Below are 14061 nucleotides of genomic sequence, written 5' to 3'. Positions count from 1 at the left end.
CTGAGCTACTGAGCTTCAGGCCTGCCCCCAACGAACCGCGAGCTTTAGCGTTTCGGCTTGAGTTGCGGGTAATCGACGCCCAACTGCTCCAGATACGTCGAGTATTTAGAGGGATCATAGTAGAAGGGCTTCAGCTGTTCCTTGTACTGCATCATGATCGCAGCGTTCTTCTCAATAGCCGGGACGTCATCATCGCTTATAAAGGGAACGTACTCGATATCCTTGAGCTGCTCTTCACGGAAATAGGACCACGCATCCTCCAACAACTCAGGCTCGGTAAGAAGATCAATCATCGTCGCGGCGAGTACTTTAGCGCCCGCTGATGCTCCTTTATGAGCAATAGGCGTTGCCATCGCCATCGCCGATGACCAGTTGTGACCAATCGTTCCCGGGATGTTCGATGGGAAGCGCAGTGTTACCGTGGGCACATTCCACGACACGTCGCCGATATCATCAGAGCCACCGCTAATCGGTTTTTCGGGCGGCCCCTGGAGCTCGCTCAACTTGGTAGCCAGGCCCTCTTCCTCAAGGTTGTCAGCGTCCATCAAATCCTGCACCGCCAAGGCAAAGGCCTGATCATCTTCGGACCATTCGGGAAGGCCGACGGCCTGAATATTGTGGTACATGCGTTCGGCTATCACCTTATTGAAGTGTCGCGGCCATGCCGAACCAATAATGCGTCGCTCAACTGTGGTGCCCGTCATCATCGCCGCGCCCTCGGCAATCTCCTGCAATGACTCAAAGTTCTCGAGAATGTGCTTCGCTGTGATTTCTCGAATGAAATACCAGACGCTTGCCTTTGAAGGCACGACATTCGGCTGATCGCCACCATCAACGACGACATAGTGAGAACGTTGTAAGGGTCGGAGATGCTCCCGTTTGTAGTTCCAGCCGACATTCATCAGCTCGACTGCATCCAGAGCGCTTTTACCTCGCCAGGGATCTCCTGCCCCATGGGCCGCTACTCCATTAAATTCATACTGAACAGAGACCAGACCAGTGCCTCTATCGCCGCCCCAGGACGTCTGAAGATTGCGCCCTACATGGGTAAACAGCACAGCATCAACATCTTCAAATCGTCCGTCCCGCGCATAGTAGGACTTCGCACCTACGAGCTCTTCGGCTATCCCCGGCCAAATGACTAAGGTACCTGGGAGACCTTCACGCTCCATGATTTCTTTTACCGCCACGGCAGCAGCCACAGTCAGGCTGTGTCCGGAGTTGTGTCCCTCCCCGTGTCCCGGTGCGCCCTCGACCATAGGCTGTCGATAGGCAACCCCCGGCATCTGCGACGCTTTCGGAATACCGTCTACATCTGAGCCCAGCGCGATAACAGGCTTACCGCTGCCCCAGGTCGCCCACCAACCCGAAGGCATGCCGGACACACCCTCCTCTACGCTAAATCCTTCTTTTTCCAGGAGCTCTGTCATGTACGCCTGCGTCTCGAACTCTTGAAAACCCAGCTCCGAGAACGAGAACAAGCTATCGATAATTTCCTGAATCATTTTCTCGCGGCTCGCAACGCCCCTTACCGCCTCGGCCTGTAAACCCGACAGTGTGGGCGCAGCCACATCTGAGTGGTCTGCCGCCTGGGTGCTCCAGGGAGCAGTAGTTAATGCCAGCGCAGCACTTGCGGCGACTATCGCTTTCTTAAACCTTGCCATCTCAATTCCCTCATTCTCTCGCTAACTTGCCCTACGAAATGCTGCTCACAAACCACTAGTACCGGCTCCTAAAGCTCAGTGCTTCAAGCCATCCTTCCCAAGCTGCCAGCACAGCGAATCAATCCGATCTTGCCCAAAAAATGGCTCATCTTTATACACAAAGAGAGGAACCCCCCGATGCCCCGCCGCCATCTGCTCTTCCTGATTCGTCTCAACGATGGATTTATGCGTTTCTCCACTTCCAATCGCAGCCTCCATCGCGGCCAAATCGAGACCAACTCGCTGCGCGGCCTGGGCAAGATGAGCCCCCTGATTCCAGTCTGGTGTTCCACTCCAGATAACCCGCGAAACCTCTCGCGCAAAGGGAAGACCAGCCCCGCGCAGCTCGGCTTCGACGCCAAGGTAACTTAGGCGTTCGATGTAAGGTTGTTGATCGGAAATAGCCATAGTCTCGATGTCTTGGACGATGGGATCTGGCTGTGGCCATGCCGCAGGGAGCCCTAACATTTCGGCTCGACGCACCCAGTCGATAAGAATGTAGCGAACCCGGTTCAGGTTGGACTTATCAAAAAAATTCGGCTCGCGAATAGCCAAAGGAAAGACAGGCTTGAAACGCACCGTCACATCAAAGCTCGAAAGAGCATCCTCGGCAAGCTGCGCTGCCATGTAGCTGTAGGGACTGCGAAAGGAAAAATATAAATCGATGGCTGCGCTCACAATGGATTCTCCTGACTAATATTTGTTTCGGGTCTTTTAGGGTAAAAGCTGACAGACGACGTCGGCCTTGTCATGATACGACAACGTAAGTTCAATCCTTTTTACTGTTAACGGGATACCCCATGAATAGATCATCTGTTATTTCATTGCCCGCGGTTATCAGCAGTGTCTTAGCGCTGACCTTCGGCGCTGCACATGTCAACCTTCAAGCCGCCGAAGCGGGCGCCACCATCATGCCAAAATATACGGCCGAGATGGAAACGCTTACCGCTGACTCTCGCGTTCAAGCGGCATTGGACTATGTGTTGACGATTGAAGAGCAGTCTCGCGCAGAGCTCATCGAACTAACAGAAATCCCCGCACCCCCGTTCAAAGAAGAAGTTCGTGCGGCTCACTTTGCAGAAATGCTCAAGGCCCGAGGCCTTAAAGACGTCAGAATCGACGGAGCGGGCAATGTCATTGGGCGTCGTCCGGGAACGTCCGGTGACAAAGTCGTTGCCTACGCTGCACACCTGGATACCGTATTCCCTGAGGGCACGGATGTGACTGTGAAGTTCGAAGGCGACAAACTGGTTTCCCCCGGCATTGGCGATAACACCCGAGGATTAATCACGCTCTTGGAAGTAATATCAGCATTTGATAGCGCTGGAATCGAAACCGAAGCCGATGTTCTCTTTGTTGGAAATGTAGGTGAAGAAGGTCTCGGCGATCTTCGGGGAGTGAAGTACCTGTTCCGCGATGGAGCGGAAAAGATCGATACTTTCATAGCAGTCGACGGAGGGAATGCGGAGCGTATCGTATACGGTGGCGTCGGCTCCCATCGCTATCGCGTCACCTTCAAAGGCCCTGGCGGTCACTCCTGGGGAGCCTTCGGTCTGGCTAATCCGCAGCACGCACTGGGCCGCGCTATCGCGCTCTTTGATGAAAACGCGCCCTCAGTCACAAGCGTCGGCGAAAAGACAAGTTACAACGTCGGTCGTATCGGTGGGGGCACATCAATCAACTCCATTCCTTTTGAAGCCTGGATGGAGATTGACATGCGTTCCGGCAATCAGGACAAGCTTGATGACATCGATGCCGTGCTCCAATCAGCGATTCAAACCGCACTTGAACAGGAGAACGAGGGTCGTCTTGACGGACCGCCCCTCACGGTCGATGTAGACCGCGTAGGCACAAGACCCGCAGCTAAGGGTGATGCCTCATCGGCCCTCGTGCAGCGCGCTATGGCCGCTACGACAGCGCTTGGCGTAGCTCCGTCTTTACAAATCTCTTCCACGGATTCGAATCTGCCTATCTCTAAGGGAATCCCCGCTGTCACCATGAGTCGCGGCGGCAAATCCGGGAATGCTCACTCCCTCCATGAGTGGTGGCAGCCGATCGATGTGCATCTGGGCCCTCAAATCGGAATCCTGACTATACTGGCGGAAGCAGGTCTGGCGGACTAATCAGCCCTGAGCAAGCAATTACAGTTAGAGCTCCCGGAGCGACAAGAGGATACTCCGCTTACAGAAGCTTCTATCAGGACAATCTTTGAGCGTGAGCTGCGGGAGGCGCAGGCGCGCTTCGCTCACTGGGAGCACGGGTTTACCGAGCTGTGCTTTAACCATGCTCGACGCTCCTATGGACAGGCCCACGTCGACGGACGAGTCGTGCTATCGAAGACTTTCCTAGGCACCTGTGCCGTCGCTGACCTGGAAGACACAATCCGGCATGAACTCGCCCACCTCATTACCGGTATACGTCACAAACATGGACCGCGCTGGCGGCAGGTCGCGGCGGGTCTGGGTGCCACACCCCGGGCTTCCGGGCGTTCACAGAACGCAGAGCTCGACGAAAAAATGTCAGATGCTCCCTTTACGCTCATTGCAGTGATGCGCAATGGTGATGAACGCGTCCTTCGGAAGGTCTATCGCCGATCTCGCCGATATGCAGACTACCTCTACGGAAAACGAGGACAGCGCTATCATATTCACGGGGAGTTCGTAGAACGTTTTCTATACGTGGATCATCGCTCTAAAGCATAAACTGCATGATCCACGTATTCACCATTGAGAACGACAGCGGCCTCTTCTATCCGCTCAAGCTCTGATCCAACACGTTCAGCTACCCGTCGGCTGGCATTGTTGCCGGTAGCACACCTAATCTCTATTCGCTTCAAGCCTAGCTGTTTAAAACCATAGTCGCACAGCGTATTCGCTACGCACGTCATGATGCCTTGCCCTGTATACGACTCTGCCAACCAGTAGCCGATCTCGCCGACAGCATTGTTACGATCAAGTTGATTGAATCCAGCAACGCCGCACAGTTGAGTATTGCAAAAAATCGCATAGCCAGCCGCCGTACCGTCTAGCCACTTTTCAACCTCTGAGCTTAGAAAAATCTCTATGTCGCTTTGGGACTCTGTCTTGTCGACCCATAGCAGCCAGCGACGAAGATGCTCGCGATTCTGCCCTACACAGTCAAATATCGCCGGGGCATGCCCAAGCTCCAAGGCCTCCAGCCGGAGCTCAGCGTCCACATCGATGCGTCTATGCTCACTTAACATCACAAACCTCTACCTCTCAAAACCTCGTCAAACGTACAGGCAAAGAGTATCGTCGATCAATTGCGCAGACGAAACGACTGACGGACTCCCCTGGATCGGGAATAGACGAACGTTTGACACCGCTCGAGCAAATGAGTGGCGAAGGGACTACCGGACCAAAATTGAGGTTGCACTTATCAGTGCCGATATCGACAACTTCAAGCTGTATAACGACTGGCGTCACCTGGCAGGCGACGACTGCATCACAGCCCAATGGAGAGTTCAACGATGTCTTCCTCTGTCACTCCAAAGGATCTACCCTTAGCGGCTCACTATTTTTTGCGCCGGCCCAGCTAAATGAAACTTGCCCTGAATCCAGATGTTCTCAACGCTATTGACCCTCCGATTGCTGAAGCGCACTCCTGGATAGAAGGTAGGGAGTTCCCAGTTGATAAGCCTCTACTGGATCTTGCTCAGGGCGTACCCAGCTACCCTCCCGCGGCGGAAATAAGCCAGCATGTTGCCGAGCGAGCGCAGCTATTCGAAACCGCACAGTACACCGGCATTAAGGGCATACCTGAGCTTCGGGAAACGCTGGCGAACCACGTGAGTCTGCGCTATCAGGGCTACGTCGCCGCAGAAAACATCCTTATCACGGCGGGTTGCAACCAAGCATTTTGTCTTGCGATTCATGCACTCGCCCGTGCCGGCGATGCGGTTATGCTGCCCGTCCCTTACTACTTTAACCACCAGATGTGGCTGGAGATGCAAGGGATCGACGCTATTCACCTGCCCTTTCGCCATGACCGCGCCGGCGTACCTGATCCTAAGGAAGCCGCCGCTCTACTCACTGACGAAACAAAAGCTATTGTGCTGGTATCCCCCAGCAATCCAACGGGCGCGGTATACCCACCTTCAGTCATCAGTGAGTTTAGAGACCTTGCAGCGCAGCGCGGTATAGCGCTGATTCTCGATGAGACTTATCGAGACTTCCTGACAGATGAACAAGGACCGCCGCACAATTTGATTCAGGAAAGCCACTGGGATGAAACTCTTGTGCAGCTGTACAGTTTTTCGAAAACGTTCAGCCTCACCGGATATCGCATAGGAGCGGTATCAGCGAGTGAACGCGTGATCGACGCGGTGGCCAAGGTCATGGACACCGTACAGATTTGCACGCCCCGCATTTCGCAGGACGCGGCGCTCTATGGCTTGAAGCATGCCTGGCCATGGGTAGAAGAAAAGCGCGCAATGCTTGCAGGGCGAGAAAACGCGATGAAGCGCATTTTTCGTGAGAATGACCTAGGCTACGAACTGATCTCTGCCGGTGGCTACTTTGCGTACATTCGCCACCCCTTTGAGCATCAAAGCGCCAAGGAAGTTGCCCGTCGTCTAGCGGATGAGCAAAACATTCTATGCTTGCCGGGCAGTTTCTTTGGCCCGGGACAAGAGCGGTTTCTTCGCTTTGCGTTCGCTAACATCGAGGAGTCTGATATGGGTGAGCTCGCTGCGCGACTGAAACAAAGCGCATCCGCTACCCCATAGCTAATCATCGAATTACCTATCAGCGCGACACCCTTTAGAGATAAAAATGGGCGTAGAGATAAAGGTGGGCTACGCCGAATACGCTACAACTGCCCTCTAATTGGCAGCAGTCGTGTCAGCTTAGCTGTAAAACGCTTCCACCACCCTGACTCGGGCTCCTTGGTAAACACCTGCGCTACTCCATCGTTGTTGGTTCGCCACCGCAAAGAGTTGCCTTCCAGGTAGACGGAGTACGCGAGCTCCTCCAAGGCTGAGTACATTTCTTCGGTAAACGAACTCGCAAATTCACTATTGTCGATCACGACACCCATTTCGGTATTGAGGTTCGCTGAGCGAGGGTCCCAGTTAAAGGACCCAATGAACATGTAGCGGTGATCTACCACAAATGCCTTGCCATGGAGTTTGCTGTCAGCGTCAGTGAGATCAGAAGCCTCGGTGCCCTCCATCGTGACGTCGCCTCGAAGCTCGTAAAAGTTCACGCCTTTACGAAGAAGCGGCTTCCTGGCAGGCGCATACCCACCATAAACGATCAGGTGATCATTTGCCGCCAGGCCATTTGTAAGAACGTTGACTTGCACACCACGCTCCGCGATACCCGAAAGCCACTCTATACCCGTCTTCCGCGGAACGAAGTATGGTGAAATGACGAATAGTTCTGACGTAGCCCTGCTCGCCAGCCGGCTCAGTGAGTAGCTAAGCTTCTCTTCGGGTTTCGACGCGTCGGATAGGGCCTTATCAGGGTTGTCATAGACAAGTTTGTACGGAGACCAAAGATACTCTTCGGCGTGGATATCGCTCATGGCGACAGCTCGGCTTTGCACAAGCTTGGCATAAGGTGAGCCAATAAGGCCTCTAGTCTTTGTCTGTAGCTCCTCCCGAAGCTCGGCTAGACTCTCCGCCTCGCCGTCGTCGCCCACCAAGTGCTCATAGGGAATACTGTAACGATCGTTCCAATAGCGATCGAACATCACCGACGCATCCTTCGCCACCGTGCCCACCGCAGCCGCATCAATGTCACCAAAGTTGTAGGCGGGGTTGGCGGCAAAATACTCAGAGGCTATATTTCTACCGCCAAAGATCAAAAGCTCCTGATCCGCTATGAGTGTCTTGTTGTGCATGCGACGTGACAGCCGGAAAAGATCCCAGGCATCCAAGCCTCGAGAGTTACGACTGGCAAACGGATTAAACAGCCGCAGCTCAAGGTTTGGATGGCTGTTGAGGGGTGCCAACTGGTGCTCGATCTCAAGCGTACCAATATCGTCAATGAGAAGACGCACTCGCACCCCACGGTCTGCCGCCTTCAACAATGCGTCAAAAAAAACCGCTCCAATCGGGTCGTTGCCCACCAGGTAGTACTGTACGTCCAGAGTCTTCTCAGCAAGACCGATGGACAAGAGTCGCGCGGAAAGTGCGTCTACACCAAGAAACAGCGGGGAGAAGCCGGACTCGGGGTGCCGCGCTTCTCTAATGGGCCCGAGACCGCGCCCTAGGCGCGTATCGCTGGTATCTACGTTGGCAAAACTCGCTTCTTTGGGTGCTTCAAAATCGACCGTCGAACAGGCGCCGAGCAACAGGCTAAAGCACAGCAGCAATAAGCGATTTGCGAAAGACATTTTGCGTTCCCCTGTTCCGGTGAAAGGCACTTAGATCCCCGTGCTCACGCGAGCCCTTATAGAAATAGGAACTAGGTCTCAGCGAATTTACCAAAGACGATAGTCACTGGGAGTGTGCCGTAGGAGTCATGAAAGTCCAATAATTTTCTTTTGGCCTATGTCTCAATCGACTGTGTTTCTGGGCGCTGTCACTTGTAGTACCATCCCCCTGTGACCAGACTCTACACAACACGATTTGCATCCAAGTGGATCCCAGCTATAGCGCTGGTGCTGTTCATCGCTATGCAGGCCACACTTGCCGGCCACATACATACTGATGACGGCCCTGTCAGTGATTGCTCGGTGTGCCAGTTTGACCACGAGCAGCCCTCGATTCTCGACCACAACGCATCACCACCCGTCACGCCGACGGTCTTGGTAGCTCGACGGACAGTCGTCTCGGCCAAGCTGAACACTGTTTACCGCCTCAATGCCCGAGGCCCCCCAACACTCTCCTGAAAAAAAATCGCTCGCAATTTTTCTACCATCAGGAGAAACACATGAAACGCACTCTTTTAGCGGCCTGTATAGGCGCCGCTACTCAGGCTATGGCGCAAGCACCCGATACGCGAATTGAACACGTGCTGGTTACAGTCCCCATCCACAAAAAGGCGGCCGAGACCGCCCTTCCCGTCACAGTACTCAGTGGCGCCGATTTGCGTCGCCTTGCAAGCAGCACATTGGGCGAGACCCTTGGAGACAAGCCCGGCATCTCAAACTCGTCTTTTGGCCCCGGCGTAGGAAGACCAGTGATCAGAGGACAATCAGGCCCCAGAACCGTCAACCTCAACAACGGTATCGCCGCTGCAGACGTATCCAGCCTCAGTCCCGACCACGCCGTGAGCGTCGAACCCATGCTGGCGGAGTCTGTCGAGGTGCTTCGCGGCCCCTCCACTCTGCTCTACGGTGGTGGTGCTATCGGCGGCGTGATCAATACTCTCGATAATCGGATCCCGAGTGAGCGCATTGATGGCATTCAAGGCGCTGTTGAGTATCGCTATGACGAGGCGCCGGACATGAATACGGGCGTCCTGAAGCTTGAGGGTGGGTCGGGCAACTTCGCATTCCATCTGAGCGGTACCTTCCGTGATTTTGATGACATGAGCATTCCAGGGCTGGCTATCGACGAAGAAGCCGTGGAGATGCAGGAAGAGCTACTCGGCGAAGAGCACGGCGACGAGCATGAAGGTGAAGAGCACGATCATGAGGAAGAGGAGTTTGAGAACTCCGATGGTTTCATCGCTAACACCGACGGTGACTCAGATGTGTTCAATATTGGCGGCAGTTACCATTTCGGCGAACGCGACTATATCGGTTTCTCTTACAACAGCTTCGAAACAAACTACGGCATTCCTCCCGGCGCTCACGAGCACGGACATGAGGAAGAGCACGAAGACGAGGAGCACGAGGACGAAGACCACGATGAAGAAGGTCATGAGGAGGAGGAAGAAGAAATTATCCGCATCGACCTCCAGCAGGAGCGCTACGATACTCAGCTCCATATGCATGACCTCGCACCCGGCCTTATTGATGTTGCCCGTGCCTTCCTGACTTACACAGACTACGAACACGTAGAACTGGAAGGCGACGAAATAGGAACACAGTTTGATCGTGAGACCTTTGAAGGACGCCTGGAGCTAGTTCGGGAAGGCGAAAACCATGGTGTTTTTGGACTGCAGTTCCGCAGCGATGAGTTTTCAGCAATAGGCGAAGAGGCCTATGTGCCGGAGACAGATTCCTTTGAATGGGGCGCCTTCTATGTACAGGACTTCCATTCAGGCGACTGGCAATTTGAGGCTGGCGCTCGTTACGACTACGTAGAGAGAGACCCTGCGACAGGCTTCGAAGAGGACTTCTCCAGCTTTAGTCTTTCAGGTTCTGCGCTCTACCCCATTAGCGATACCGTCAACTTGGGGGTATCCGTGTCACGATCGGAACGCGCTCCGTCTACCGAAGAACTGTTCTCGAACTTGAATAATTCTGGCGAAGAGCTCGTTACGCACGCCGCGACGGGCATTATCGAAATTGGTGACCCGAATCTGGATACCGAGGTGTCTTTGAACGGCGACCTGTCTCTGACATGGCAAGGCGTTAGCTCTTTTGCTGAGCTGACATTCTTCTACAACACGTTTAGTGACTACATCTTTCTGCTGAACACCGGTGGTGAGGTTGATGAAACGCCTGTCTATGCCTACGAGCAAGACGATGCTGACTTCTACGGCGTGGAGTTCGAGTCAAGCTTCGACCTCGCAACACTCGGAGGCGGCAGCCTCGCGCTCGGGGTGTTTGGCGACATGATCACTGGAGAGTTTGACACCGCCGGTGACGTGCCTCGTCTTCCACCCATGCGCGTAGGTAGCGAGCTTTCATGGCGCAACGACGCTCTTGGCGCTTACGTGAGAGTGCTCAACGCTAGCGATCAAGACAACCCGGGGGCTTTCGAGACCGAGACCGACGGCTACACGCGTTGGGACGCAGGTGTCGACTACAACCTACAGTTATCTGGAGGTACTGAACTGTTTGCGTTTCTCAAGCTCAAGAACATCACGGATGAAGAAATTCGCTTGAGTACATCGTTCTTGCGCAATTTTGCACCGCAAGCCGGTGAAAGTGTGGAAGCCGGCGTACGTTTTACGTTCTAACCCCATAGTTCAAGTAGGTTTAATACCCTTCTCCGCTAGACGGAGAAGGGCTTCTCTCTACTCCTCTCCTCTCTTCCCTACCCCACCCCACTCAAACCCAATACATATACCCAGTGCGCGCTGTTATGGCGTCCCCGTGGGTGGTTAGCTAGACTGGGTGCTTATGCAAAAGTCTGTCTAAAGCGCCGTGCACATGAATGAGTTAAATGAAGATTTACTCTATACCCTGTCCCAAGTCACGATCGCTCTCGTTGGCTTTTCCTCTATTTCCATAAGTATCGCCACGCAAAGTAAAAAAAACTGGGGCGTCTTTGAAAAAGCAAATGCCTGGTGTGTGTTTGGCTTCGCCGTCGTATCATTTCTCGCGTCAATCATCCCACCGGTCATGGTGATGGCGGGTTTAAGCGCAGGCACGTCGCTCCGAGCGGGATTTTTAGTTCTCGCTGTGGGCGCATTGCCTATGGGGTATGGCGGCGTGGTGTTGACTCGAAGGCTTCTTGCGGAGCGCGGCGAGAGAGACTTACTGGCTACGGCTCTTCATCATTAACGGGGGACACCGGGGATCATTAAACTGAATTTGCGAAGTCCGTTTAATGAGGAAACCCCCGATGTCCCACGCAGGAAATATATTAGGCCTTCCCGAGCTGGAGGTCGAACGCGTTGATCGCAACGATTCGATCGAGGTCTATGCCAGACCCAAGCGTCGCCCATCGTGCATCCACTGCCAGCATCCCAAAGTCAGGATTAAGGCGACCCACGAGCGCACGTTAAAACACACACGCCAGGGCAATCAGGTGATGACGCTGCACCTGAAGACGCCTAAATATCATTGCCTGCAATGCGGGCGATACTTTCGTCACCGGTTTCAGGGCGTCAGGCCCCGCTATCGATCGTCGGACGCCTTCCGTCTTGAAGTATTTGAGGCCCACGATGGCGGCGTGACGCAGCGTAAGCTCGCACGAACACATGACATGAGCCCGGCAACCGTCGAGCGCTGGTATCAAGGCCAGTGCCGACTTAGGCTATCAGAGATGTCTAATCGCCCCTGCCCGCGTGTGCTGGGTATCGATGAGCACTTTTTTAGCCGCAAGCGCGGCTACGCCACCACGATGGTAGATCTCAAGAACCATAAGGTTTTTGATGTGGTGCTGGGACGTTCAGAACTGAGTTTGAGACGTTATTTAAAGGCATTACCGGGTAAAGAAAACGTCCAGGTGGTCGTCATGGACTTGTCAGAAACCTACCGCAGTATCGTGCGTCGATATTTCCCTAACGCCACGATTGTTGCTGATCGGTTCCACGTGATTCGACTCGTGAATCAGCATCTGCTGAAGGCGTGGCAAAACTACGATCCCGAGGGGCGCAAGCATCGCGGGCTGATCAGCCTCATGCGGCGACATGAATGGCGTCTTGCGGATGAGCAAAAAGAGAATCTTGCCCGATATCTGGACGACTATCCCGTGCTCAAGGCGCTGTACAGAGCTAAGCAGCAGCTCAATCGCCTGCTGTTACTGAAATCCTTGAATCGCAAAAAGGCAAAGCAGCTGCTGCCGCAGCTGCTCTCATTGATCGAAGACTTGGCGGCTAGCCCGCTTCATCGATTGGCAAGAACGCTTAAATCCTGGTTGGAACCCATCGTTGGCATGTGGCGGTTTACCAAGACGAATGGCATCACCGAGGGCTTCCATAACAAGATGGAAATGATGAGCCGCCGAGCCTATGGATTTAGAAATTTTGAAAACTATCGACTGCGGGTCTTAACCCACTGTGGATGGGATGGCATTATCAACCGTGTTTAGTGAAAACCGGTGTATCCCCCGTTAAGTGGGTAGAGCCCTGGCTACGCGCTACTTCACAGGGCGTTTAATTCTGCACGGAGCTCAGTATTGGGCCATTCTATGTACCGCTGCCATATGGTGCGCTGCGTTTGACTTTTTGATTCCTCGTACACAAGCGGTCTACGTCAGTATGGTCTTGGTGGGTATTGTCTTTAGCATCATCCACTTTTCGTTCTTCCTCGCAATAGGACTTGAGGAAGTCAACGAGGACCCTTAACGAGGACGATAACGTAGGCGCAATCAAAAAGATGTTTCTGACGAGCAGATTTAGGACTTAAACAAGACTTTACGCAAAAATTTACGCAAGATAATGGCGGAGCGGACGGGACTCGAACCCGCGACCCCCGGCGTGACAGGCCGGTATTCTAACCAACTGAACTACCGCTCCACGGTAGACAACGCGTACAACACGGTTGCTAGGCTTATCGAAAGTTATCGAATGTAATCGACAGTTACCGACAAACCGAGACCTAAAAACATCTTATGCAAGTCTCGAGCAACGTGGTGGGTGATGACGGGATCGAACCGCCGACCCTCTGCTTGTAAGGCAGATGCTCTCCCAGCTGAGCTAATCACCCGCGTTGGAGGGGCGCATTATAGAGCCTTGCCTTTGCCTGTCAACGGATTTTAACCGCACTGATCAAATTGAGGATGCGCCGTGTTGATACAGCGGTTTTTCTCTATTCACCCGCTGTTTACCAATGAATCCTAACGTCCCTCTATCAACGTCAGAGGCCCTTGCTGAAACGATCGCCGCGCTCGAACTGGACTACTGTGGCTCTTACCGTTCGCACAAAAAATGCCGATCCCAGGACTTTCAATTCAAGGGACATAGGTTGAACATACGCGACTTCGATTTTGGAGAAACTCAATGGAAATCTTTAAGGACTTTCACTTCGAGGCTGCGCACCGCTTACCGAAGGTACCGCCCGGGCATAAATGCGAGAGGCTACATGGACACTCCTTTCAATTGCGCGTTTACGTGTCTGGGGAACCTGGAGAGTCAACGGGGTGGATTATGGACTTTGGTGATATCAAAGCTGCCTGTAAACCGGTGATCGCAGAGCTGGACCATTACTACCTAAACGATATCGAGGGTCTCGAAAATCCCACTAGTGAAAACCTCTGCCGCTGGATATGGGATCGTGTGGTGCCCAGCTTACCGAGTCTATCGGCTATCGAGATAAGAGAAACATGTACCTCGGGCTGCATCTATCGCGGAACACAGTCAGCTTTGTGACAGAGGCATGACGGTAACGTTACGATCAGTCAAAGTGTTACCAGTTAAAAGGTTACCAGGAGTAGCACCTAAGAATTGTTATGCACAGCGACCACTGTCTTTTGCAAAACATTGAAGTTACGTTACATCGCGCAGTATCACTCTGAAAATATGGTCACAAGCTATTGTTTTATATAAAGAATACTGCATTGTTCGAAAATTAACCAGCGTTACAAAACAGCCGAAACATAGGGGATTAC

General features: G+C 53.4%; 13 protein-coding genes and 2 tRNA genes. 9 read left to right on the top strand and 6 right to left on the bottom strand.

Features of this window, described 5'->3' with window-relative positions; all coding sequences use genetic code 11:
• Positions 1 to 44 precede the first annotated feature (44 nt).
• Together R0137_RS10110 and R0137_RS10105 are read right to left on the bottom strand one after the other, a co-directional pair.
• Positions 45 to 1664, bottom strand: coding sequence for an amidohydrolase (locus tag R0137_RS10110; protein WP_407326297.1), 1620 nt, complete (start codon positions 1662 to 1664; stop codon positions 45 to 47).
• A gap of 75 nt (positions 1665 to 1739) precedes the next feature.
• Complete coding sequence (locus R0137_RS10105; RefSeq protein ID WP_407326295.1) at positions 1740 to 2381, bottom strand: 2-hydroxychromene-2-carboxylate isomerase; 642 nt, start codon at positions 2379 to 2381, stop codon at positions 1740 to 1742.
• Positions 2382 to 2503: 122 nt separating this feature from the next.
• Between R0137_RS10105 and R0137_RS10100 the strand changes: the two genes are divergently transcribed.
• Positions 2504 to 3826 carry a M20/M25/M40 family metallo-hydrolase gene (locus tag R0137_RS10100; protein ID WP_407326294.1) on the top strand — a complete coding sequence of 441 codons (1323 nt, stop codon included), beginning with the start codon at positions 2504 to 2506 and terminating at the stop codon, positions 3824 to 3826.
• Positions 3827 to 4030: 204 nt separating this feature from the next.
• Positions 4031 to 4405, top strand: coding sequence for a hypothetical protein (locus tag R0137_RS10095; RefSeq protein ID WP_407326293.1), 375 nt, complete (start codon positions 4031 to 4033; stop codon positions 4403 to 4405).
• On the opposite strand, the gene R0137_RS10090 is transcribed toward R0137_RS10095, so the two are convergent.
• Positions 4387 to 4926, bottom strand: a complete 540-nt coding sequence (locus R0137_RS10090; protein WP_407326292.1) for a GNAT family N-acetyltransferase — start codon at positions 4924 to 4926, stop codon at positions 4387 to 4389. The two genes, R0137_RS10095 and R0137_RS10090, sit on opposite strands and share 19 nt — an antisense overlap.
• On the opposite strand from R0137_RS10090, the gene R0137_RS10085 reads away from it, so the two are divergent.
• Both R0137_RS10085 and R0137_RS10080 read left to right on the top strand, forming a co-directional pair.
• Entirely contained in the window at positions 4904 to 5230 is a 327-nt protein-coding gene (locus R0137_RS10085; RefSeq protein WP_407326291.1) for a diguanylate cyclase, read from the top strand. The genes R0137_RS10090 and R0137_RS10085 overlap by 23 nt on opposite strands.
• A 32-nt stretch (positions 5231 to 5262) precedes the next feature.
• On the top strand, positions 5263 to 6450 hold the full coding sequence (locus R0137_RS10080) for an aminotransferase (RefSeq protein ID WP_407326290.1): 1188 nt from the start codon (positions 5263 to 5265) through the stop codon (positions 6448 to 6450).
• A gap of 83 nt (positions 6451 to 6533) precedes the next feature.
• Here R0137_RS10080 and R0137_RS10075 read toward each other — a convergent pair whose 3' ends face one another.
• Positions 6534 to 8063, bottom strand: a complete 1530-nt coding sequence (locus R0137_RS10075) for a phospholipase D family protein (protein WP_407326289.1) — start codon at positions 8061 to 8063, stop codon at positions 6534 to 6536.
• A 210-nt stretch (positions 8064 to 8273) separates the two neighbouring features.
• Between R0137_RS10075 and R0137_RS10070 the strand changes: the two genes are divergently transcribed.
• The 4 genes from R0137_RS10070 (at position 8274) to R0137_RS10055 (ending at position 12543) form a co-directional block, all read left to right on the top strand.
• Complete coding sequence (locus tag R0137_RS10070) at positions 8274 to 8561, top strand: hypothetical protein (RefSeq protein ID WP_407326288.1); 288 nt, start codon at positions 8274 to 8276, stop codon at positions 8559 to 8561.
• Positions 8562 to 8602: 41 nt separating this feature from the next.
• The gene (locus tag R0137_RS10065) at positions 8603 to 10744 is read left to right on the top strand and encodes a TonB-dependent receptor (RefSeq protein ID WP_407326287.1); all 2142 of its coding nucleotides are present in this window, start codon (positions 8603 to 8605) and stop codon (positions 10742 to 10744) included.
• Between the two features lie 193 nt (positions 10745 to 10937).
• Positions 10938 to 11291: a hypothetical protein gene (locus tag R0137_RS10060; protein ID WP_407326286.1), complete on the top strand. Its 354-nt coding sequence runs from the start codon at positions 10938 to 10940 to the stop codon at positions 11289 to 11291.
• A gap of 61 nt (positions 11292 to 11352) precedes the next feature.
• Positions 11353 to 12543 (top strand): ISL3 family transposase, encoded by a 1191-nt coding sequence (locus tag R0137_RS10055; RefSeq protein WP_407326285.1) that lies wholly within the window; start codon positions 11353 to 11355, stop codon positions 12541 to 12543.
• Positions 12544 to 12893: 350 nt separating this feature from the next.
• Here the strand turns inward: R0137_RS10055 and R0137_RS10050 are convergent.
• Together R0137_RS10050 and R0137_RS10045 are read right to left on the bottom strand one after the other, a co-directional pair.
• Positions 12894 to 12970 (bottom strand) — tRNA-Asp (locus R0137_RS10050).
• Positions 12971 to 13084: 114 nt separating this feature from the next.
• A tRNA-Val gene (locus tag R0137_RS10045) sits at positions 13085 to 13160 on the bottom strand.
• A gap of 293 nt (positions 13161 to 13453) precedes the next feature.
• Here R0137_RS10045 and queD point away from each other — a divergent pair.
• Entirely contained in the window at positions 13454 to 13822 is a 369-nt protein-coding gene (queD, locus tag R0137_RS10040; RefSeq protein ID WP_405273344.1) for a 6-carboxytetrahydropterin synthase QueD, read from the top strand.
• Positions 13823 to 14061: the final 239 nt, after the last annotated feature.

The sequence above is a fragment of the Congregibacter brevis genome (genome assembly GCF_045689245.1).
Taxonomy (GTDB): domain Bacteria; phylum Pseudomonadota; class Gammaproteobacteria; order Pseudomonadales; family Halieaceae; genus Congregibacter; species Congregibacter brevis.
Note: the sequence above shows the minus strand (reverse complement) of the source record. Positions and strands in the feature narration are given on the sequence as shown.

Bases quoted from the DNA above. Each gene is read 5' to 3' on its own strand.
- R0137_RS10110 (WP_407326297.1), bottom strand. From the start codon at position 1,664: ATGGCAAGGTTTAAGAAAGCGATAGTCGCCGCAAGTGCTGCGCTGGCA.
- R0137_RS10100 (WP_407326294.1), top strand. From the start codon at position 2,504: ATGAATAGATCATCTGTTATTTCATTGCCCGCGGTTATCAGCAGTGTC.
- R0137_RS10085 (WP_407326291.1), top strand. From the start codon at position 4,904: ATGCGTCTATGCTCACTTAACATCACAAACCTCTACCTCTCAAAACCT.
- R0137_RS10090 (WP_407326292.1), bottom strand. From the start codon at position 4,926: ATGTTAAGTGAGCATAGACGCATCGATGTGGACGCTGAGCTCCGGCTG.
- R0137_RS10080 (WP_407326290.1), top strand. From the start codon at position 5,263: ATGAAACTTGCCCTGAATCCAGATGTTCTCAACGCTATTGACCCTCCG.
- R0137_RS10075 (WP_407326289.1), bottom strand. From the start codon at position 8,063: ATGTCTTTCGCAAATCGCTTATTGCTGCTGTGCTTTAGCCTGTTGCTC.
- R0137_RS10065 (WP_407326287.1), top strand. From the start codon at position 8,603: ATGAAACGCACTCTTTTAGCGGCCTGTATAGGCGCCGCTACTCAGGCT.
- R0137_RS10060 (WP_407326286.1), top strand. From the start codon at position 10,938: ATGAATGAGTTAAATGAAGATTTACTCTATACCCTGTCCCAAGTCACG.
- R0137_RS10055 (WP_407326285.1), top strand. From the start codon at position 11,353: ATGTCCCACGCAGGAAATATATTAGGCCTTCCCGAGCTGGAGGTCGAA.
- queD (WP_405273344.1), top strand. From the start codon at position 13,454: ATGGAAATCTTTAAGGACTTTCACTTCGAGGCTGCGCACCGCTTACCG.